Raw genomic sequence first — 19967 nt, forward strand, 5'->3', positions numbered from 1 at the left:
GTTAACTTCCCCATCAAAGGCACTAGCGAATAGCCACCGAAACAGCCCTATTGGTTAGACTATTCAATTAGACTAATTCATTAGATCGTGAATCTCGTATGACGGAGTATTATATTCGAGGAGACTAACTGGTGGATATGCTCACGTACACGACCTATTCGGAGGCGGGCGGCGTCGGCAAGACGACCGTCGGCGCAGCGCTGCTCGAGGCCCACGCGGACCACGGACTCGACGTACTCGCGATCGACATGGACCAGCAGAACGGGTCGCTGACCTACCTGCTCGACGTAGATGCACCGCGGGACGACAGTCAGGCCGATAACATCGTCCGGCACATGATCGACCGACCGAAGGGCGACCTCGCAGACCTCATCCACGAGACCGAGCAGGGATTCGATCTGCTCCCGAGCCACAACATGCTCGAGAATCTCGAGGATCTGCTGAACCGCGCCCAGCAGATGGCCGACGACCTCGGCGAGGGTGACGAGTTCGATCCGTACGACCGACTCCGGCAGGTGCTCATGGACGCCGGCATTCCACAGGAGTACGACGTTATCGTCGTCGATCCACCGGCAACGGCTGGCCCGCACCTCTACAACGCGGTGTCTGCCACCCGCAGTCTGGTCATCCCAGTCGAACCGACCGGAAAGGGAATGCAGAGCGTCATCGGTCTCGAGGAACTCGTCGACGGACTCGAGGAACGCCTTGAAGCCGAAATCGGTGTTCTCGCGGCCGTCCCCAACGGGATTGGTCGGACGACCGACCAGGAGCGCTACCTCGACGAAATCCACGAACGCGGCTATCCCGCACCCGTCGCGCTTCGCGAGCGTTCATCCTTGTTTGAGGGCTGTTGGGACCAGCAGTGTACGCCAGCGTACTACGTCGAGGAGTATCGTGATCGCACGCGTGACCACGAGATGGAGACACTCGAGAAGATCGACGACCTCGCAGCACAGGTCGAAGAGGTGGGCGGACTATGAAGAAAGGCTCCGGGAGCGATCCGTTCGCAGATCACGAGGCCGAAACTGACGACGGGGTGGATCAGGAGGGAGACGATGCCGAACCGACCAGCGAGGACGTCGATGCTTCCTCAGCAACGACACAGGAGACTGTCGAATCTGAGCAAGAGACGACGGCTGGGGCCGCAGAGACAACGACAGAGGCTGTGACAGAAACGGAGACGGAAACGGAAGCAGAAACAGACGCGACTGAGACGACCGCCAACTCGAGTACACCGCAATCACACTCGGCGACAAGCACCGAAACGACGACGACGTTCGACGAAGCCGCTGCAACCGGGGGGGACTCGAGTACGTCCGGCGACGAGACGCCGACTGGAGAGGGAGATGCCGTCGTACCTGAACCGCCCCAGGCGGGCGCTGATGATGGTGGGATTCCGTGGGTGTACGTTCGCGACAACGTCAAGCAGGATCGCGGCATGGTACAGTTCTATCTTCGAGACTACCTCGTCGACGCTGAAGACGAGTTCGTCGCTGCGGTGAGTGACGAACTCGGCACCGAGGTGTCGAAGACGGACGTCCGCGAGGCGGCGTACGAGGCTGCGATGCACAACGTCGACGACGTTGTCGAGCGTCTCGAAGCGTGGGGATTCGAGTCGGCTGAGTAGCGATCGACTTTGTTACTCGCTCTCCTCAAAGAAATGGGTCTCGAGTTCTCGCCGTCGAGTCTGTGCGGCGGTCAGTCGTGCGGTTTGTTCTGCGAGCACGGCCGTTACCACGCAACCGACGACGAGCACGGTTGGTGCGAGCGCGGCGATCAGGTGTGGCTCAGCACCGACCAGCGAGGGGATCGTAGTTTCGATCCAGCGCTGTGTCGCGGGCGACGGCGTCCCAAGCAGGAGGTGATACGCCCAGCCCGCAGCGAGGAGACTGGCGATCGGCGAGCAGGCGGCAATCAGTGTTTGTCTGATGCGTGTGGAGGGGATCATCGGCGAACGGGTCGTCTGATCGCAGCGACGATCGAAGAATAAGCCTTCTGTTTTCGCGACCAGTGGCGGTGTCCTGACTGTGTTGCGTACGCATTCCTCTTCTGAAATCTTGCAGCACGAGCACAGGGTGTCCGAGATCACTACGAGATCGGCGCAGTGCCAGTCATGTATCACTATGCGAACAACCCACAACCTGATAGTCGTACTCGAGTAACACTGCTCGCATGAATCTGGACGGCGTCCGCGTGCTCGATCTCAGTCGATTGCTCCCCGGTCCCTACGCCACACAGTTGCTGGCGGAGATGGGTGCCGAGGTGATTCGGATCGAACGACCGGGTGACATGCAAGCGGAGCCGACACTCGAGTCGATCAATCGCGGGAAGCGCCGGGTCGCGTTGAATCTCAAGAGTGAGGGTGGGCGCGAGGCGTTCCTCGATCTCGCTGCGACCGCAGATGTCGTGCTCGAGCAGTTTCGTCCCGGCGTGGTCGATCGACTGGGTGTCGACTACGACGCGGTCTGCGAGGTCAATCCAGGAATCGTCTACTGCTCGCTCTCGGGATACGGACAGACAGGCCCGTACAGCGACCGGGTTGGCCACGATTTGAACTATATCGGGCTGGCTGGCCTACTCGATATGACTCGCCAATCCGACGACGAGACCCCGCGCGTTCCCGGCTATCAGGTCGCGGATATCGGGGGCGGGCTGTTCGCGGCTCTCTCGATTGTGGGCGCACTGCTCTCTCGGGAACTCGGTACTGGGAATCGAAATGGCGCAGGCGACCGGGCTGGTGCAGACAACGACGCAACCGGTGAGTACATCGACGTCTCGTTGACTGACGCCGCCGTTTCGTTCTCGCAGGCAGTTGCTCCTCGCGCACTCGCAGGCGGTAACCCCCGCCCCGGCGAGACACCGCTAACAGGTCAGTTCCCCTGGTACGACGTCTACCCCGCTGCCGAGGGCTACGTCACGCTCGCCGCGCTGGAACCGCACTTCTGGCAAGCCTTCTGCGAGGCCGTCGACCGCGAGGAGTGGATCGAGTACCATATGACGAGCGATCCAGCCGAACTCGAGACGCTCCGGGAGGCACTCGAGTCCCTCTTCGAAACACGAACCCGAGACGAGTGGGTGGCGTTCTTCGAAGGCGTCGATGCAGCAGTCGGCGGCGTCTATACGCCGGCCGAGATGGTCGAACATCCACAGATCTCGGCACGTGGATACGTCAATGGAGGACCAGCGGTTGATGAGGGCCAAACGCCGGCACCGGCAGTTGGCTTCCCCGCTCGCGGGACCGACATCGACCACGACGGGCCGACGGCGGTTGCAGAGCACGGTGACGATACGGAATCGGTCCTGCAGGAGATTGGCTACGAGGGGAATGCACTCGAGCAGTTGCGCGCGTCGGGGGCGATTCCAGAGTGAAGGCAATGGAGGGGCCGACATCCTCCGCTACAGTCGCACAAAACTACGACCACCACCGAGAGTTAAGTATCGTAACAGGGAACACTGTTCACAATGAACACATCCGAAACGGGAGCCGGGGTGTCCTTCGAACAGACCGAGGAACAGGAACTCATTCTTGACAGCCTCGTCGAGTTCGTCGAGCAGGAAGTCGAGCCGGTCGTCGAGGAGTTAGGTGAAACGCTGTCGAACCCGCGCCTCGGACACGACCCCGACGGCCGGCTGAGCGACGAGGTACTCGAAGCCGAAGCACAGATCAGGAAGGCGAGCGCGGAGGCCGGGTTCTACGCGATGAACATGCCAGCCGAGGTCGGCGGCGACAACGTCTCGGCGGTGACGTGGTACCTGGCGAAAAAGCAACTCGCAGAGTTGGGCGTTCCGCTGACGAGTGCGGTGCTGGCGGGTCCAGGCGGTCCGAAGCCGTTGCTGGCACAGGCGGAGGGTGACCAGATCGACCGCTATCTCGAACCAGCGATGGCCGGCGAGAAGACGACAGCGTTCGCACAGACGGAGCCGGGTGTCGGCTCCGACTCGCCGAACATGGCGACGCGGGCGGAGCGAGACGGTGACGAGTGGGTGCTCAACGGAACCAAGCAGTGGATCACGAACGCACCCTACGCGGACTTCGTGCAGGTGTTCGCTCGGACGAGCCCGCAGGACGAAGTCGGCCGCTACGGCGGTGTGACCTGCTTTATCGTCGAAGCCGACGAGTACGAGATCGGCTCTCTCAACAACGCCGTCGGCGCTGTCGGCCGACAGGCGGAGGTGGAACTCGACGACGTCCGGATCCCGGCCGACCGCGTACTGGGCGAAGAGGGTACCGCCTTCTACGACGCGATGGATTTCCTCGGCCTCGGTCGGGTCGAAATCGCTGCCGAGTCCGTCGGCCGAACGAACTGGTTACTCGAGAAGGCCACGGCGTTCGCGAACGATCGCGAGGCGTTCGGACGGACGATCGGCAACTTCCAGGGAATCTCCCACAAGATCGCTCGCGGCCGTGCGAACGTCTTTGCTGCGGATGCTGCCGGCCTACGCTGTGCGTGGCAGCTCGATCAGGGTGAGGCCGCAATCGCCGAGTCGTCGATCTGCAAGTGGCTCGCGACGAATACGTTCTGGGAGGTTGCAGACGATGTCGTCCAGATCCACGGCAGCGACGGCCTTGCCGAGGAGAATCCGTTCATGGACAACATCCATCGAGCACGAATTATGCGAATCGTCGAGGGGACGGACGAGATTCAGTTGAATACGATCGCGAAGCAGTATGGTGTTGAGTGATTGATTGCGGGTCGGTTCTCCGATTCGTTCCCGCCGGCTCAACTCTTGTTTTCGATCTCCTGTTGGGTGTGTTTCGAATCGAGCGACGAGCGGTAGTAGAGCCGATCTCCCGACTCGGAATCGTATAGGTAGACGTTCTCGGGCGGGAACCGAATGGCTGCTTCGTCACCGCTTTGAACGTCGGTGGACTCGGGAACCAGCGCCGTGAAGTCGCGGTCGTCGATCGAGAGGTGGACGATCTTGTTTGCCCCTGTGTGCTCGACGATTCGAACCTGTGCGGCGGCCGTGTTCGTCCCCGTCGACTCTTCAGTGGTTGACAGCTCCAGGTGTTCCGGTCGGATTCCGAGCGTTGCGTCTCTGTCGAGGAGTTCCGTCGAACCGTCGGCCGGCCGCTCGAGATCGATCTGTACCGATCCGAAGTCAGCCGTCAGTGACTCGCTCGGTGCGGAAAGCTGTGCGTCGACGAAGTTCATCGACGGCGTTCCAATGAAGTGTGAGACGAACCTGTTTGCAGGTTCGTTGTAGATCTCCTCTGGCGTCGCAAACTGCTGTACTTCGCCGTCGTTGATGACGATCACCCGGTCGCTCATCGTCATCGCCTGCTCCTGATCGTGGGTCACGTAGATCGTCGTCACGCCGATTTCCTTCTGGAGCTCCTGTAACTCCTCGCGGATCTCGACGCGGAGTTTCGCGTCCAGACTCGCGAGTGGCTCGTCCAGCAGGAAGACGTTCGGCTCGAGTACCATCGTTCGGCCGATCGCGACGCGTTGTTGTTGGCCACCCGATAGCTCGCTCGGTTCGCGGTCAAGCAACTCCGCGATATCGAGCATCTCGGCGATCTTGACGATCCGCTCGTCTTGCTCCTCCTGTGGGACGTCGGCGACGGAGAGTCCGAACTCCATGTTCTCGCGGACGCTCATGTGCGGGTAGAGCGCGAGATTCTGAAACACCATGCCGATGCCGCGCTTTTTCGCAGGCGTGTTGCTCACGTCCGTGTCGCCGAAGAAGATACGACCGCTCGTCAACTGCTCGAGGCCGGCGACCAGCCGCAGTGTCGTCGTCTTTCCACACCCACTCGGTCCCACGATCGAGATGAACTCGCCGTCCTCAATCTCCAGATCGACGTCCTCGACTGCGACGACATCACCGAACTGCTTGCGGACCGTGTCCAGTGTAATAGACGCCATCCTCACTACTCCCCCGCTCGGTCGAGCAACTCGTTCGCCGCCGTCAGATCGGCGAGCGACGCGCCGTTCTCGAGTTTCTCGATTGTTTCCTCTTCCTGTGATTTGACCTCCTTACAGTACTCGATCGCCTCGTCGACTTTCTCCCGTCGAAGGAAGAGGACGCCGTCCTCGTTCCCGATCGCGATATCGCCCGGGTTCACGACGGAACCGCCGACCTGTACCGGCGAGTTGATCTCGCCGCCGCGGCCGTGTAACCGGGTCGTCCGCGCGCTTTTCCCGCGAGCGTACACGGGGAACTCGAGTTCGTCGATCTCACGCGAGTCCGTGATACTGCCGTCGATCACTGCACCGGTGACGCCGCTTTCGATGGCCGCTCGGGTCGTCATTTCGCCCCACGGTGCGTTCGTCGTGTGGCCCTGCATGTCGACGACGATGACGTCGCCGGGTTCGGCAATTTCGGTCGCCTTGTGAACCATCGTCGAGTCTTCTGGTGGAATGCGGACCGTAACGACCTGGCCGACCATATCGACCGGATCGGTCGTCTCCATGAACTGAATCTCGGGTGTCGTGAATCCGAAGTGGAAGTGGTGTCCGAGGTCGTTTGGATCGAGGGTCGCCGCAGCCTCGATGGTATCCGAATCGACTCGATCGATTGTGTTCATGCTCATCATGGATGGCATTATCACACATATATTTGTAGCTTCTTTACCACTGACCGTGAGTAAATCAGTTACTTGGTAGTGGCTCCAGACCTGTGGGTCATGAGCACATTTACCATTGCGGCGTGCCAGATGGACTCACAGGACGATAAAGAGGCAAACCTCACGCAGGCGCTCGATTTCATCGATGAGGCGGCCCAAAAGGGGGCCGACGTGGTTTCACTTCCCGAGATGTTCTCGTTCATGGGCGAGAAGGAAGCGTACTCGACGCACGCGGAACCGGTTCCTGGCAAGACGACCGAAGCCCTGGCGGACAAAGCGGCAACCCACGGATTGCACGTCCACTCGGGCAGTTTCTTCGAGGAAGCCGGCGACGGCGACCGCGTGTACAACACGAGTGTCGTTATCGATCCGGATGGCGATATTCAGGCACAGTACCGGAAGACCCACCTGTTCGACGTGACGATCGGGGATGAAGTCGTTACCCAGGAGTCGGAGTACGTTGCTCCCGGCGACGATGTCACCGTCGTGGAAACGGACCTCGCGACCTTCGGGCTCTCGGTCTGTTACGACCTCCGGTTCTCCGAACTGTACAGGTCGATGGCGATGCAGGGGGCGGAGGTACTGTTCGTTCCCGCCGCGTTCACGCTGTTCACCGGGAAAGATCACTGGCTTCCGCTCCTGAAGGCCCGTGCGATCGAAACGCAGTGTTACGTCGTTGCCGCGGGCCAGATCGGTGACAAACCGAGTTCCGTCCCCTCGTTCGGTAAGTCGGTAATCATCGATCCCTGGGGCAACGTCATCAGAATGGCGAGCGACCGGGAAGAGGTCGTCACCGCGGAGGTCGACCTCGATTATCTGGCCGACGTCCGCCAGAACATCCCGTGTCTCGAGCACAAGCGAGACGAGATTTACTGACGACGTTCGCGGCCCAGATCACTCCCGGTCCTGCTAGCGACTCCGGTTGCGTCTACCGGGAGCCCAGTACCAGAACACCGTTTGGACTCAACTGACTAGTTGTCGGCCACTGAGCAATCAGTAGGGATACCAGACTCGAGGGGGACAGCAACCCACCCCGGCCCCGCCTCGTCGATGAGAACGTTCGTTCTGGACGACAGGTCCGATATTTCGATCGATTCGACCAGTACACCCCCACCGCTGCCCCGCTGCTATTTTCGTCACCGCTTCAGTGGTAAATACTAACGAAGGCAAGTATTTCATCGCTCCCGAACACATTTGGCGGGGTGTGTGGACATAGGTGACAATGAACGATGACAATCGAGATATGACGTCCTACCTGCAGGACATCGGACTATCGGAGTACGAATCGAGCGCCTACCTCTCCTTGCTCGAACACGGCGTCTCGACCGCAAAACAGGTCGGCTCCGCCGCCGACATTCCGTACTCGCGCGTTTACGACGTACTCGAGTCCCTCCAGAGTTCGGGGCTGGTGAAAGTACAACCGGGACGGCCGAAGAAGTACGGGCCGGTGCCGCCGGAGACGGCGCTCGATAACGTCAAGCATCGAAAGCAGGCGGAGTTCGAAAGCGAACTCGCGTCGATCGAGAAGGCGGGTGATCTGTTTCTGGACGCGTACAACGACGATACCGGTGGCTATCCGATCTACGACGAGATCGATATCTTCTGGTCGTACGTGGGCAAGAGCGATATTCTGAACAGGGGCGGAGAGATGACGGAGAAGGCGGACGACCGGATCTACAAGGTTACGACGGAGAACAGCCTCCGGCGGATCGTAACGCAGCACAACGATGTACTTCGCCGGAAGAGCGAGGAGGGCGTCTCGATCAAGATCATCAGCACGATTTCGGACCTTTCGGATGCGTATATCGAGGATATTTCCGAGTGGGGTGAGCTTCGTCACCTCCCCGGTGTCGAGGGACGACTGTACACCTACGACGACGACCGGCTGGTACTGGCGTTCAAGAACGATAGTCGAGAGCGCTACGTCGCGATTTCGATCGAAAACCAGCAGATGGTCCAGACGGCATATCTGGTCTTCGATCACCTGTGGGACGTGGCTGAACCAGTGTCGGTATGATTGTCGATGACGACACGGTTTTCAGACCTGGCATCAGTGCCGGTATCAGCAGTTCCGGACCTGTTCGTTCACAGGCGGTCGCTCTGCTCACTGCTGGGCAACTCTCTCTCTCTCTCTCTCTCCGAGTGCGTCGTGACTTGAGAGATGCGTGTACGGTCGGTACTTCGAATTCGGTAGGGAACCATCGATTGCACAAAGCCGACTCGCCACCGATTCACACTGGCACGATTCGCCTACCACTCCCGAGTAGTGAATCACACTTAAGCCCTAATGTGAGAGTCATACTCAACCATGGGTAATGATACGAGTGGTCATGGAATCGGTGCAAAACAGCGTGCAGCGACTCGGGACACGTACCGCCGACGAACTGTCCTGAAAGGTGCAACGACTGGGGCGACGATCGGCGCGTTGTCGGTGGCTGGCTGTCTGGGCGGCGGGAACGGCGGCCCGGTGTTGCGAGTGATCAATTCAGCGTACCAGCAACAAGAGGACGAGTACCGCGCAATCTTCGACGAGTTCGAGGAGGAACACGACTGTGAGGTGGAGTACACTCGATCCGATTTCGCATCCGCACCGTCAGAAGCCGCACAGGCGCAGGCCGGTGGCAATCCGTACGACCTGCTGATGCTTGCCTCGCCGGGGAACAACGTGTTCGGCGTACAGGAAGGGCTGTACCAGCCGATCAACGACCTTATCGAGGATATGGGTGCGGAAGATCACTGGCGAGAGGAGTTCCTCGTTCAGATCGACGGCGACTACTACTTCGCACCGAACACGGGGACGGTTTCGACGCTCATCTACCGCGAGGACCTGTTCAACGAGTACGATGCGCCGATGCCGCCGTTTGAGTCGTGGGACGAATATCACACCGCCGCCGAGACGATGACCGATGAGGACGAAAACCTGTACGGGAGTCCGGTCTTCCTCGGGAGCAACCACTTCCACGGGATCCTGCCCCTGTCTCTGCTTCACGGTCGGGGCGGTTCGGTCATCAATACCGACGACGAGGTCGTCTACGACTCCGAGGAGACGGTCGAGATGCTCGAGTTCATGCAGGACCTGAACGAGTTCAGTCCGCAGGCAGCCCACGGCGCCGACATTCCGGAGATGCGCCCACCGCTGTACCAGGGGACGTACGCGATGACGTGGTACTCGACGAACGTGATTCCCTACGACATCGAACAGTACAATCCCGATCTCACCGGCGACGTACAGGTCGCGCCGATTCCAGCGTACGACTCGAGTTACGAGCCAGTTGCACGGCTGACCGGACTGGGCCACGGGCTCGGTGCCGAGAGCGAGCACCCGGAGCTAGCGAAGGATCTGTTGCGAGAGATCACGTCGTTCGAAGGCGTCATGCGTCTGATGACCGCCCAGCCGGCGAGTCACGTTCCGGCGATTCACGGCATACTCGAGGAGGACGACCTGTGGGAGACCGATGTCATGCAGGACTACGAAGAGCACTACCGGGATCTCGTCGACATCGCAGACGAGTACGGCCGAGTCGTCGCCGTTGAGGAGAACGAGGGTCACATCAACCCGGTGACGGGGCAGGCCGTCGCCGAAACGCACGTTATCAGTTCCGTCCAGGACGTGATCTTGGAGGACGAAGATCCCCAAGATGCGGCTGAACACTGGGCGGACGAAATTCGCGAAGACTACGCAGATCAACTGAACGACTAGCAATGAGCTACGCGAGCGATTTCATCACAACTGCAAAACGAGAATTTCGGTATCTTGCGCGGCGGGAGTTCGACGAGCTCCAGGAGAATACGGTCGGCATTTTGCTGGTGTTACCGCTGGTCGCGACGCTCGTCGCGCTCTACCTGTACCCGACCGTCCAGGCGATCATCTACAGCCTGCAGGACATCAGCATCTTCCTGGGCGATTCGGAGGTCGTCGGACTCGCGAACTACATCGATCTCCTTCGATCCGGAACGTTCTACAATGCGCTCTGGAACGGGATCATCTACACGGCTGGGTCGGTGTTCCTCACCGTCGTTGTCGGCGTAGCAACCGGACTCCTGCTCAACCGGACGTTTACGGGTGAGCGGATCGCGACGGGGTTGATCCTCGTCCCGTACATGGTCCCGACGGTTGCGGCGGTCATCCTCTTTCGCTGGATGCTCGACGGCCTGTACGGCGTCGGCAACTACGCACTCGTCGTCTCGACGCTGATCGATGAGCCAATCGCCTGGCTCGCGAGTACGCGGTACGCGATGCCCGCGTTGATTCTGATCAGCGGCTGGCGATTGTATCCGTTCGTGACGATGCTGGTGCTCGCAAAGCTCCAGACCATCCCCAAGTCGTACTACGAATCGGCACGGCTCATGGGCGCGTCACGATGGGAGATGTTCCGCCACATCACGCTGCCACAGCTTCGCGGCGTGCTGTTCGTGGCGATCCTCTTGCGCCTCGTCTGGACGTTCAACCTGTTCGACATCATCTGGCTGGGCACGCAGGGCGGCCCCGGTAATGCGACCGAGACGCTTCCCATCATGGCCTACCGGCTGACGTTCATCGGGAACGATCTCGGTGAGGGAGCAAGCGTCGCAGTTGTGACGTTCCTCGTGCTCGCAGTGATCGTGTACGGCTACTTCAGACTGTACGGAACGACGGAGGAACCACGATGACGTCACTCTCACCGCAACTCACGCAGCAACAACGACACTACCTGGAGCGAATCGCAACGTACACCGCAGTGATCGTCACGACGTTCGTCGTGTTGATCCCGTTGATCTGGGGGTTCCTCTCGACGATCCGGCCGAGTGAGGAACTGTTCTCGTGGCCACCCGTGATCGTCCCCTCGGACGTGTCCTTCGAAAACTACCACATCCTTTTCGAGCAGACGAACTTCGCGTTGTACTTCCGGAACAGCCTGATCGTCGCGCTAACGACGATCATCCTCACGCTGCTCATCGCAATTCCGGCGGCCTACGCCGTCTCGCGCTACGAGTTCCACGGCCGACGGTACATCGCGAACCTGAGCGTGCTGATCTACATGTTCCCGCTTATTCTGCTCGGGATTCCGCTGTTCATAATTTTCCAGAACATCGGACTTACCAACTCGCTGTTTGGGCTGGCACTCGCTCACACAGCGTTCGCACTGCCGTTTGCGTTGCTGTTACTCCGCGTGTTCTTCCTCGATATTACACCGGAGATCGAGGAATCCGCACGACTCGCCGGGGCGAGCAGGGTGACCATCGTCACGAAGATCATCTTGCCACTCTCGCTCCCGGGAATCGTCGCAACGTCGATCTTCGCGTTCTTCCTCTCGTGGAACGAGTACTTCTTCGCGCTCATCATTCTCAACGATAACGCGCTGTACACGCTTCCACTCGGCATTGCGAACCTGATCGACATGGCGACGACCAATTGGGGCATGATCCTCGGCGGCGTGATGATAATGATTCTCCCGCCGGTGTTGTTCGTCTTCCTCGTCTACAAGCACCTGATCAAGGGGTTCGGCGTGAGCACCGTCTGACGCCCGTTCGTTCACCCCTGCCCCGTTACTCGTCTCTACGCCATTCTTTTCCACTTAATTCGAACCACGTTCTGACCACCCTGTCGTCGTAACGATCAGGGACAACTATCAGCATATTTATCCCAGGCGCATTCATTGACTACGTCATGGGTGAAGATACCACGCAAAACGACAACCTCTCGCCGAGTTACGTCGGCGCGGACTCGTTCCTGAACGGTGTTCGAAAGCCCCGAAATGAGCTCACTGACGATGTCGATATCGGTGTGCTCGGCGTCCCGTTCGATGGTGCTGCCTCACGACAACCGGGGACGCGGTACGGACCGGAAGCACTCCGTCGCGAATCGGGCTGGTACGGTCGGAGCGAGCCACAGTACAACGCAGGGACGGGCCAGGTCACAGACTACGGCTCCATCCAGATTCAAGACTGTGGTGACGTTCCCGTGGTCACGACCGATGTCGAACAGACGGGCGACCACATTCGAGACGCCGTCGAAACGGTCGCCACGCACACGTTCCCGGTCGTCCTCGGTGGCGACCACTACCTCACCTACCCGTCGTTCACCGGCTTCTCGGAGACCGTCGACGGCCGCGTCGGCCTGATCCACCTCGACTCCCACTCCGATGTCTACGGCGAGCGCGACCTCCACGGCGAACACTGGCACGGCTCGCCGATGAACCTCATCGCCGACTCACCCCACGGCAGCTACGAAACCCACGCGATGATCGGCCTGCGCGCCTTCGAAGACCCCGACTTCCCGTCGTTCGTCGACGAATCCGGCCTCTACGTCGACTACGCCCGGGACGTCCACGACCGCGGGATCGAAGCCTGCCTCGCCGACGCAATCGACCACGTCACGGCCTCCTGTGACGTCGTCTACCTCACCGTCGACATCGACGTCGTCGAACCCACGATTGCTCCCGGAACCGGCACCCCCGAGTTCGGTGGCCTCGATGCGAACCAGTTCCTCACCGCACTTGAGTACCTCGGCACCTGCGACGCCATCGGGGCACTGGACCTCGTTGAGGTTGCGCCGCGACTGGATCCGACGCGGAACACGCAGCGATTAGGTGCGGCGGCGGTGTCGCGGTTTATCGAGTCGAAGTTCATGTAGGCTCGCCGGTGCTCGACTCTTTGGGCGTCGACCGTTCGATAGCCCGTCACCCCATGACTCCTGTTCGCCGGTTTGAGTCTGGGAAGTCAGATCATTTATTTCGCTCCGCATATACGATAGGTGGTAACTATGGACACAGATCAATCCAAAGAGGGAGAAGATGTCGTCATCATCGGTGCAGGTGCATCCGGCCTCTGGAGCGCGATCGAACTCGCGCCGGACCACGACGTGGTCGTCCTCGAGGCCGGCCGCGTGGGAGCGGGTGCGTCGGGGTACGCCGCCGGCTTCGTCGGGCCGTTCGCGGACTGGGCACCGTACCCGGCCGCCGTCGAGCACTCTATTGAGGTGTTTCGATCGTTGGATGGAAGCCACGGCTTCACGTTTCACGACCGGCCGTACGTCGAACTGGCCGAGACGGACGCCGAACGGGAATCATTCGTCGAGGACTACCAGCCACTGTTCGATCGGGAGGGGTACGAACTCGAGTACTGGTCCACATCGGAGCTAGCGGGGCGCTGGCCCGGCCGGTTCGACCTCGACGGGTTCGACGGTGGGCTCGTGAAGGTTGAGAGTGGGATTATCGACGTCAGAGAGTACGCGACAGCGCTCGCCGAGACGGCGCGCGAACGCGGCGTGGAGATCCGAACGCAGACGCCGGTCGAGCGGATTGTGACTGACGGCGATACCGTCGTCGGGGTCGAGACTCCCGACGACCGTCTCGAGGCCGAGACGGTCGTCTGTGCCGCCGGCGCACAGACTGCACCACTGGTCGAGCCGTTCGTGGACGTGCCGACGCGGCAGTTCATCTACTGCAACCTCCGGGTCGAAGCGGACCGTGAACCCAACGACGAGTACCCGATGATGTACGGCCGCGACGTCTGGTGGCGGCCGGAGCCCGACCGCCCGCAGACGTTCCTGGTCTCCGGTGGTATGTACTTCCTGCCGGAGCGCGACCGGCCGCCACGAAGCCCGCCCGCCGAGTATCTTCGCGAGGTCGAGGGGGTACTCGAGTCCGTCGCAAACGATATCGACGAGGTACGGATCGTGAACGGCAGCTATCATACCTGTTCGAAGGGGTCTGCAATCACGCCCGACGGGCGTCCCGTTCTGGATGCGCCCGAGAACGCGCCGGACGGACTCGTGATCGTCACGGGGGTGACGGCTGGGATTTCGATGTCGCCGTTCACCGGTACTGCAGTTCGTTCGCTCGTGACGGGTGAGGAGCCGATGGTTTCGCTCGATCCGTTCGAACTCGATCGGTTCGTCGAGCCGCCGGCTGACTTTCGCGTCCACGAGATCGAGGAGATGCCGTCGACGTTTCCGGCGGGTGAGTACTGACGGAGCTATGGCTCACAGGCGTCGAAAATCGCTGATCAAAGTCGATGCCGGCGTGCTACGCCGACTGCGACTCCGGTGAGAGCGACTCGATATCGAGCCGTGCTAACGTCTCGGGTGTTGGCTCTCCTGCTTCCGTCCAGCCGCGTTGCTCGTAGTACGAATCGAGCATCGTCTCGAACTGCTCTTCCGTGATCGCGTTCCCGTCCGCTGGACCACCGCGCTCGAGTGGCGTGGTGAATCGCTCCGGTAAGGCGTCGTCGTCTCGCTCGAATCCTTCACGAAGGTTGAACAGCCGTGTGGCGTTCCAGGCGCGCTCGCCGACGGCCTCCAAGTCCTCGACCGTCACGTCGTAGGCGAGTTCGTTGAGCCACTCACAGACCCGCTCGTAGTTGTATGCGGTGAACGAACACGAGACCATACTGTACGTCAGCGCGGTCTCGTCTTGCTCGTCGATGACCACTTCCGCGTGACCGTCCGTGTGGTGTGGGTCTCGCTCCCCGCCGAGCGCGTCGGAGCCGATCGGGAAGGCCCGCTGGTGGCAGGCACCTCTGTCCGCGGTGGCGTACGCGAGCGCCATGCTGAACGAGGCCCGCGGCTCGTAGGCGGGTAACTCGAGTCCCTTCACCTGGACGGCGGCCTCGCTGGCGTCGGGGTGGCCGTCACAGAGCAGGTCCGCCGCGCGGGCGGTCCCCTCCGCGAGTTCGTCGCCGATGCCCTCGCGGTGGGCGATATCTCGGATGACCTTAGCGGCGGCTTCGGCGTCGCCCCAGCGCAGGTTGGAGTCGACGAGTCCTGCCTCGGTGACCTCCATCAGCCACGAGAGAACGTTGCCGAGCGAGATCGTGTCCATGCCGAGCGTGTCGGCGAGGTTCGCGAGTTCGGTCACCTCGGTCACGTTCGTGATGTCCGTGTTCGCGCCCATCATGCCGATCGTCTCGTACTCCGGCCCCCAGTCGACGCTGGCTCCCGGGAACGCACCGTCGACGTCGGCGTCGCTCTCCTCGAAATCGACGACGTGGCCGCAGGCGACGGGGCAGCCGAAACACGAATCGGTGCCGACGTGTCCCTCCGAGAAGGCGTCGATGTTCAGGTCGTCGACGTTCTCGACGGTGCCACGCGACCAGTTGTGCGAGGGGAGCGCGCCGACCTGCTGGGTCCAGTCGACGATCAGCTGTGTCCCACCGTTTCGCGCCCAGGAAACCTCCTCGTCGGTTCCCAGCCGCTGAGTATGTTCGACCTTCAGCTGCTGGATGTCGGGTGCCTTCGGCGGCGAGTTCCCCGTTGCCACGACCGCCTTCAGATTCTTCGAGCCCATGACGGCTCCGACACCGCCGCGGCCCGCGTGGTGGGTCCCCTCGTCGCTCGAAATCGTCGCGTAGGCGACCTCGTTCTCGCCGGCCGGCCCGATACACGCCGTCTTCGTCTGCTTGCCCTCGAACTGTCGGGCCGTCTCCTTCGTATCCAGCCCCCATAGCTCAGTGGCGTCCTCGAGTGCCAGTTCGCCCTCGGTGATTCGGAGGGTCATCGGTTTCTCCGCGCGGCCCTCGATTGCGATCGCGAGCACGTCCGGCAGTGCGTATCGGACCATGGTCGGGAAGTGGCCGCCGGAGTAGGAGTCGACGAACGTGCCGGTCAGCGGCGACTTCGTGACGGCTCCGTACCGCGAGGTTCCCGGTGCGAATCCGGTGAGCGGGCCGAACATGAAGTAGAGGTTGTTCTCCGGCGAGAGCGGATCGACGCCGGCCTCGACCTCGTCGAGAAGTAGCGCTGCACCGAGTCCCTTGCCGGCGATGAATCTGTCGCGGTACTCCTGGGGTACCGTCTCGGTCGTAATCTGTTCGTCCGTCAGGTTCACCCTGACGAGCGTCTCGAGTTGTGTCACCTGCTCGGGGGTGTCGACAGTCACCTGTGCCATTGCCAAACACACGTATTCCAATCTATAAATAAGTACCCAGCGCGGCTGGGTGGCGCCAACTCCCGGCGAAGGATGTGAGTGACCCGCACACATTTTACCGACGCGAACGAGCTAGTAGCCGTGACTGACGAACTCACACACATGTCTGCGGCGGGAATCGCCCGACGGGTTCGAGACGGTGACGTCTCACCGACAGCAGTCGTCGATGCATGCCTCGATCGAATCGCCGACCGAAACGACCGGACGAACGCCTTCGTCACCGTTACTGAAGATCTGGCCCGCGAACAGGCTCGCGAAGCCGAACGAGCGATCGAAAACGGCGAGCCACTCGGCCCGCTCCACGGTGTACCGGTCGCGATCAAAGATTTGGACAACGTTGAGGGAATCCGGACGACGTTTGGTTCGAAGCTGTACGAAGACAACATCGCCGAGGAGGACGACCTGTTCGTCTCACGGTTGAAAGCGGCCGGCGCAATCATCGTCGGAAAGACGAACACACCCGAGTTCGGCCTGGGTCTCGCGACGGACAATCTGGTCGCCGGTCCCACGGGAACGCCGTTCGATCCGGGAAAAATTTCGGGCGGCTCCTCGGGCGGTGCAGGTGCTGCACTCGGGGACTCGCTCGTCCCCATCGCACAGGGGTCGGATACCGGTGGCTCCATCCGCGTGCCTGCAGCCTGCTGTGGCGTGTTCGGGCACAAGCCGACGTTCGGACTCGTTCCTGAAGCCGGCCGACCGAACGGATTTAGCCACCATACGCCCTTTAGCCACCTCGGACCGATGAGCCGCACCGTCGAAGACGCCGCCCTCATGCTCGACGTGATGGCTGGCCCCGACGGGCGCGACCCCTTCTCGCTTCCCGACGACGGAACGGCGTACGCAGACGCACCTGACTGCCCGATCGACGACATGTCGATCGCGTACAGCCCGGACCTCGGCACGTATCCGGTCTCCGAGACGGTGACGAACGTCCTCGACGACGCTGTGGGCGCGTTCGAAGATGCAGGTGCGACCGTCGAACATGTCGACCCCGATCTCGGCCACACGAAAGAGGAAATCGTCGACGCCTACTACACCTTCGCGAACGTCCTCTGGGGAATGCTCCTCGAGAACCTGCAGGACGACGGCTTCGATCCCTACGACGCGGACCGGGAGCAGCTGCGCCCCTACCTGGTCGACCTGATACTCGAGTCCGACGAGCCGACGATGAAAGCCTACCGCGACGCGAACGTCGTCCGGACGGACGTTCTCGACGGACTCTGCGACCTCTTCGAGGAGTACGACCTGCTCGTCTCGGCGACGATGGCGGTCCCGCCGTTCGACCACGACGAGTATCCCGAGGAGGTCGACGGCACCGAAATCGAGCCGTACCGCGGCTGGATTCTGACGCAGCCGTACAACCTCACCGGCCAGCCGGCGGCCTCCGCGCCTGCCGGGCTAACCGACGACGGACTGCCGATCGGCATGCAGATCGCCGCGCCGCGCCACCGCGACGAAGACGTGCTCGCCGCTGCCGGCGCACTCGAGCGCCAACGGTCGTGGCACGACGCGTACCCGCGGTAGCACCTGAGCGTGAGTGCAGCGGAAACTATACGTTCTGCCACACGGTATCGAATGTCATGGAATCAGAGGTATGCGCCGAAATAGAGCGAACGCAAGACCGACTGTTCGACTTTCTCGAGGAACTGGTCGCGGCAAAATCGATTTCCGGGCAGGAACAACCGGGTCAGGAGGTCGTCCTCGATCGCCTGCGTGCGTCCAACGGCAACCTCGAAATCGATACCTGGGAACCATCGGCCCCGAACCTCGAATCGCATCCGGGGTTCACCGAGACGGTCACGTACGAAGAATACGGCTACGAGGGTCGCGAAAACGTCGTCGCTACGCGGCCCGGCACTGATCCCGAGAATGGTCGAAGCCTGGCCTTCAGCGGCCACATCGACGTCGTCACGCCGGAGCCCGTCGCCAACTGGTCGTACGACCCGTGGGACGCGACGATCGAAGACGGCCGCATGTACGGCCGCGGCACGATGGACATGAAAGGCGGCATCGCCGCGTTCGTCCACGCCTACGAGGTACTCGAGTCCCTCGGCGTCGAACTCGAGGGCGACCTGCTCTTGCAGACGACGATCGAGGAGGAAGCCGGCGGGGTGGGCGGCGTCCTCTCTGCACTCGAGCGCGGGTATCAGCCGGACGCGGCGATCATTCCGGAGCCGTTTCAGCTCCCGAACGTCGGCATCGCCGGTGCCGGCGTCTCGTACTTTCGGATCACTGTTCCGGGGAAGGCGGCACACACCGCGCGCAAGTACCGCGGCGTGAACGCGATCGGCAACGCGACGACGATCTATCGCGCGCTGGAGGAGCTCGACGAAGAGCGCCGGGAACGGATCTCCTACGAGCCGGCGGTCCGGAAGGACCCGGAGGCCGAAGGCAGCGTCACCAACCTCAGCGTCAGCGTCGCGGAGTCCGGCGACTGGGTGTCGAAGGTGCCGGGCGAAGCTGTTCTCACTGGTCGAATCGGCTGGCCGCCGGGCGAGCGCAGCGAGGACGTTCGTCAGGAAGTCACCGACGCGGTGATGAGCGCGGCGCAGGACGACCCGTGGCTCGCCGAGCACGAACCGGAGATCGAGTGGTTCGGCTGGGACGCCGATCCGCACGAGATCGACACCGACGAGGAGATCGTTCAGCTCGCGACGACCCACGCCGAACGAACGACCGGCGGTGAGACCTCGTACGTCGGCGGCCTTGGCGGCCTCGACGAGCGGTTTTACGCCCTCTACTACGACATTCCCGCAATCTCAGTCGGCCCACGTGGATGGGGTGGGCACGGTGCCGACGAGTACGTTGAACTTGACTCCCTCGTCGAGACGGCACAGACGCTGGCACTGACGGCGATGGAGTGGTGCGGGACCGAGGACTGATCCGCAAACGGTACTTCTTTGTGAGACGTATTTTGAGACGTGTTTTGAGACGAATCTCGTCGACAACCTCCCGTAGCGGCCGTATCACTCCCTCGTAGCGGTTGAGAGGTCAACGCAGAAAACGAGCCTCCGAATCTCGAATCGGAAAGGTGCCGCCGAAGCGGCGCGCTTCGTCTAGCCGTCGCTTAGCCGTCGTGCGTCGTGATCCGCTCGACGTTCGTCAGCGCCACCGCGATGAGCACGGTGGAGATGGCGAAGACGATGAAGACGACGCTGATGACGTTCACTTCGGGCGTCGCGTGCTGTCGGAGCTGGTCCCACAGGTACGTCGGCAGCGTTTGTGTGCGTGCGTCCTTGACGAAGTAGGTGTAGACGAACTCGTTGAACGAGATCGTAAACGCGAGCAAGCCGGCTGCGACGACGCCGGGCATGATGTTCGGGACGGTAATCTTCCTGAACGTCGTCAACTCGTTCGCACCGAGGTCGTACGACGCCTCCTCTAACGACCGGTCGAACGCGACCAGCGTCGGAACGAGGATGAGGACGGTGAACGGAATCACCCGTATCACGTGTGCGGCGACGACCGTCCAGAAGCTCGCCTGGATGCCG

At 61.5% G+C, this 19967-nt stretch carries 18 protein-coding genes; 13 read left to right on the plus strand and 5 right to left on the minus strand.

The features are described 5' to 3' along the window. Positions 1–137 precede the first annotated feature (137 nt). The gene (locus C483_RS08795) at positions 138–980 is read left to right on the plus strand and encodes a ParA family protein (RefSeq protein WP_006653004.1); all 843 of its coding nucleotides are present in this window, start codon (positions 138–140) and stop codon (positions 978–980) included. Then, positions 977–1627 carry a hypothetical protein gene (locus C483_RS08800; RefSeq protein WP_006653005.1) on the plus strand — a complete coding sequence of 217 codons (651 nt, stop codon included), beginning with the start codon at positions 977–979 and terminating at the stop codon, positions 1625–1627. Before C483_RS08795 ends, C483_RS08800 begins: the two co-directional genes overlap by 4 nt. A 12-nt stretch (positions 1628–1639) precedes the next feature. On the opposite strand, the gene C483_RS08805 is transcribed toward C483_RS08800, so the two are convergent. After that, positions 1640–1948: a hypothetical protein gene (locus tag C483_RS08805; RefSeq protein WP_006653006.1), complete on the minus strand. Its 309-nt coding sequence runs from the start codon at positions 1946–1948 to the stop codon at positions 1640–1642. 224 nt (positions 1949–2172) lie between these two features. On the opposite strand from C483_RS08805, the gene C483_RS08810 reads away from it, so the two are divergent. Next, positions 2173–3369, plus strand: a complete 1197-nt coding sequence (locus C483_RS08810; protein WP_006653007.1) for a CaiB/BaiF CoA transferase family protein — start codon at positions 2173–2175, stop codon at positions 3367–3369. A 93-nt stretch (positions 3370–3462) separates the two neighbouring features. Beyond that, on the plus strand, positions 3463–4683 hold the full coding sequence (locus C483_RS08815) for an acyl-CoA dehydrogenase family protein (RefSeq protein WP_049912516.1): 1221 nt from the start codon (positions 3463–3465) through the stop codon (positions 4681–4683). 38 nt (positions 4684–4721) lie between these two features. Here the strand turns inward: C483_RS08815 and C483_RS08820 are convergent, their stop codons facing one another. Both C483_RS08820 and C483_RS08825 read right to left on the minus strand, forming a co-directional pair. After that, positions 4722–5870: an ABC transporter ATP-binding protein gene (locus C483_RS08820; protein WP_006653009.1), complete on the minus strand. Its 1149-nt coding sequence runs from the start codon at positions 5868–5870 to the stop codon at positions 4722–4724. Positions 5871–5875: 5 nt separating this feature from the next. Then, positions 5876–6541 (minus strand): RraA family protein, encoded by a 666-nt coding sequence (locus C483_RS08825; RefSeq protein WP_006653010.1) that lies wholly within the window; start codon positions 6539–6541, stop codon positions 5876–5878. A 90-nt stretch (positions 6542–6631) separates the two neighbouring features. Here C483_RS08825 and C483_RS08830 point away from each other — a divergent pair, with 90 nt between their 5' ends. The 7 genes from C483_RS08830 to C483_RS08860 all read left to right on the plus strand — a co-directional run bounded on the left by C483_RS08830 (position 6632) and on the right by C483_RS08860 (position 14522). After that, positions 6632–7447, plus strand: coding sequence for a carbon-nitrogen hydrolase family protein (locus tag C483_RS08830; protein ID WP_083860415.1), 816 nt, complete (start codon positions 6632–6634; stop codon positions 7445–7447). A gap of 346 nt (positions 7448–7793) precedes the next feature. Next, positions 7794–8588 carry a TrmB family transcriptional regulator gene (locus C483_RS08835; protein WP_241431494.1) on the plus strand — a complete coding sequence of 265 codons (795 nt, stop codon included), beginning with the start codon at positions 7794–7796 and terminating at the stop codon, positions 8586–8588. Positions 8589–8879: 291 nt separating this feature from the next. Then, positions 8880–10271, plus strand: coding sequence for an ABC transporter substrate-binding protein (locus C483_RS08840; RefSeq protein WP_006653013.1), 1392 nt, complete (start codon positions 8880–8882; stop codon positions 10269–10271). A 2-nt stretch (positions 10272–10273) separates the two neighbouring features. After that, the gene (locus C483_RS08845) at positions 10274–11221 is read left to right on the plus strand and encodes a carbohydrate ABC transporter permease (RefSeq protein WP_006653014.1); all 948 of its coding nucleotides are present in this window, start codon (positions 10274–10276) and stop codon (positions 11219–11221) included. Beyond that, positions 11218–12072, plus strand: coding sequence for a carbohydrate ABC transporter permease (locus C483_RS08850; RefSeq protein ID WP_006653015.1), 855 nt, complete (start codon positions 11218–11220; stop codon positions 12070–12072). Before C483_RS08845 ends, C483_RS08850 begins: the two co-directional genes overlap by 4 nt. Positions 12073–12218: 146 nt before the next feature. Next, on the plus strand, positions 12219–13184 hold the full coding sequence (locus C483_RS08855) for an agmatinase family protein (RefSeq protein WP_006653016.1): 966 nt from the start codon (positions 12219–12221) through the stop codon (positions 13182–13184). A 129-nt stretch (positions 13185–13313) separates the two neighbouring features. Then, positions 13314–14522 carry an NAD(P)/FAD-dependent oxidoreductase gene (locus tag C483_RS08860; RefSeq protein WP_006653017.1) on the plus strand — a complete coding sequence of 403 codons (1209 nt, stop codon included), beginning with the start codon at positions 13314–13316 and terminating at the stop codon, positions 14520–14522. A gap of 55 nt (positions 14523–14577) precedes the next feature. Here the strand turns inward: C483_RS08860 and C483_RS08865 are convergent, their stop codons facing one another. Continuing rightward, positions 14578–16437: an aldehyde ferredoxin oxidoreductase family protein gene (locus tag C483_RS08865; protein WP_006653018.1), complete on the minus strand. Its 1860-nt coding sequence runs from the start codon at positions 16435–16437 to the stop codon at positions 14578–14580. Positions 16438–16557: 120 nt separating this feature from the next. Between C483_RS08865 and C483_RS08870 the strand changes: the two genes are divergently transcribed. Both C483_RS08870 and C483_RS08875 read left to right on the plus strand, forming a co-directional pair. Then, positions 16558–18000 (plus strand): amidase, encoded by a 1443-nt coding sequence (locus tag C483_RS08870; RefSeq protein WP_006653019.1) that lies wholly within the window; start codon positions 16558–16560, stop codon positions 17998–18000. Positions 18001–18056: 56 nt separating this feature from the next. Then, positions 18057–19358, plus strand: coding sequence for an ArgE/DapE family deacylase (locus C483_RS08875; RefSeq protein WP_006653020.1), 1302 nt, complete (start codon positions 18057–18059; stop codon positions 19356–19358). Positions 19359–19543: 185 nt separating this feature from the next. On the opposite strand, the gene C483_RS08880 is transcribed toward C483_RS08875, so the two are convergent. Further along, positions 19544–19967 (minus strand): ABC transporter permease (locus C483_RS08880; RefSeq protein WP_006653021.1); only part of this gene is annotated, 424 nt, incomplete at its 5' end.

Source organism: Natrialba hulunbeirensis JCM 10989 (genome assembly GCF_000337575.1).
In the GTDB taxonomy this organism is placed as follows: Archaea; Halobacteriota; Halobacteria; order Halobacteriales; family Natrialbaceae; genus Natrialba; species Natrialba hulunbeirensis.

What these genes read in the sequence shown, in the direction of transcription:
- C483_RS08795 (WP_006653004.1), top strand. Translation starts at nt 138, where the DNA reads ATGCTCACGTACACGACCTATTCGGAGGCGGGCGGCGTCGGCAAGACG.
- C483_RS08800 (WP_006653005.1), top strand. Translation starts at nt 977, where the DNA reads ATGAAGAAAGGCTCCGGGAGCGATCCGTTCGCAGATCACGAGGCCGAA.
- C483_RS08805 (WP_006653006.1), bottom strand. Translation starts at nt 1,948, where the DNA reads ATGATCCCCTCCACACGCATCAGACAAACACTGATTGCCGCCTGCTCG.
- C483_RS08810 (WP_006653007.1), top strand. Translation starts at nt 2,173, where the DNA reads ATGAATCTGGACGGCGTCCGCGTGCTCGATCTCAGTCGATTGCTCCCC.
- C483_RS08815 (WP_049912516.1), top strand. Translation starts at nt 3,463, where the DNA reads ATGAACACATCCGAAACGGGAGCCGGGGTGTCCTTCGAACAGACCGAG.
- C483_RS08820 (WP_006653009.1), bottom strand. Translation starts at nt 5,870, where the DNA reads ATGGCGTCTATTACACTGGACACGGTCCGCAAGCAGTTCGGTGATGTC.
- C483_RS08825 (WP_006653010.1), bottom strand. Translation starts at nt 6,541, where the DNA reads ATGATGAGCATGAACACAATCGATCGAGTCGATTCGGATACCATCGAG.
- C483_RS08830 (WP_083860415.1), top strand. Translation starts at nt 6,632, where the DNA reads ATGAGCACATTTACCATTGCGGCGTGCCAGATGGACTCACAGGACGAT.
- C483_RS08835 (WP_241431494.1), top strand. Translation starts at nt 7,794, where the DNA reads ATGAACGATGACAATCGAGATATGACGTCCTACCTGCAGGACATCGGA.
- C483_RS08840 (WP_006653013.1), top strand. Translation starts at nt 8,880, where the DNA reads ATGGGTAATGATACGAGTGGTCATGGAATCGGTGCAAAACAGCGTGCA.
- C483_RS08845 (WP_006653014.1), top strand. Translation starts at nt 10,274, where the DNA reads ATGAGCTACGCGAGCGATTTCATCACAACTGCAAAACGAGAATTTCGG.
- C483_RS08850 (WP_006653015.1), top strand. Translation starts at nt 11,218, where the DNA reads ATGACGTCACTCTCACCGCAACTCACGCAGCAACAACGACACTACCTG.
- C483_RS08855 (WP_006653016.1), top strand. Translation starts at nt 12,219, where the DNA reads ATGGGTGAAGATACCACGCAAAACGACAACCTCTCGCCGAGTTACGTC.
- C483_RS08860 (WP_006653017.1), top strand. Translation starts at nt 13,314, where the DNA reads ATGGACACAGATCAATCCAAAGAGGGAGAAGATGTCGTCATCATCGGT.
- C483_RS08865 (WP_006653018.1), bottom strand. Translation starts at nt 16,437, where the DNA reads ATGGCACAGGTGACTGTCGACACCCCCGAGCAGGTGACACAACTCGAG.
- C483_RS08875 (WP_006653020.1), top strand. Translation starts at nt 18,057, where the DNA reads ATGGAATCAGAGGTATGCGCCGAAATAGAGCGAACGCAAGACCGACTG.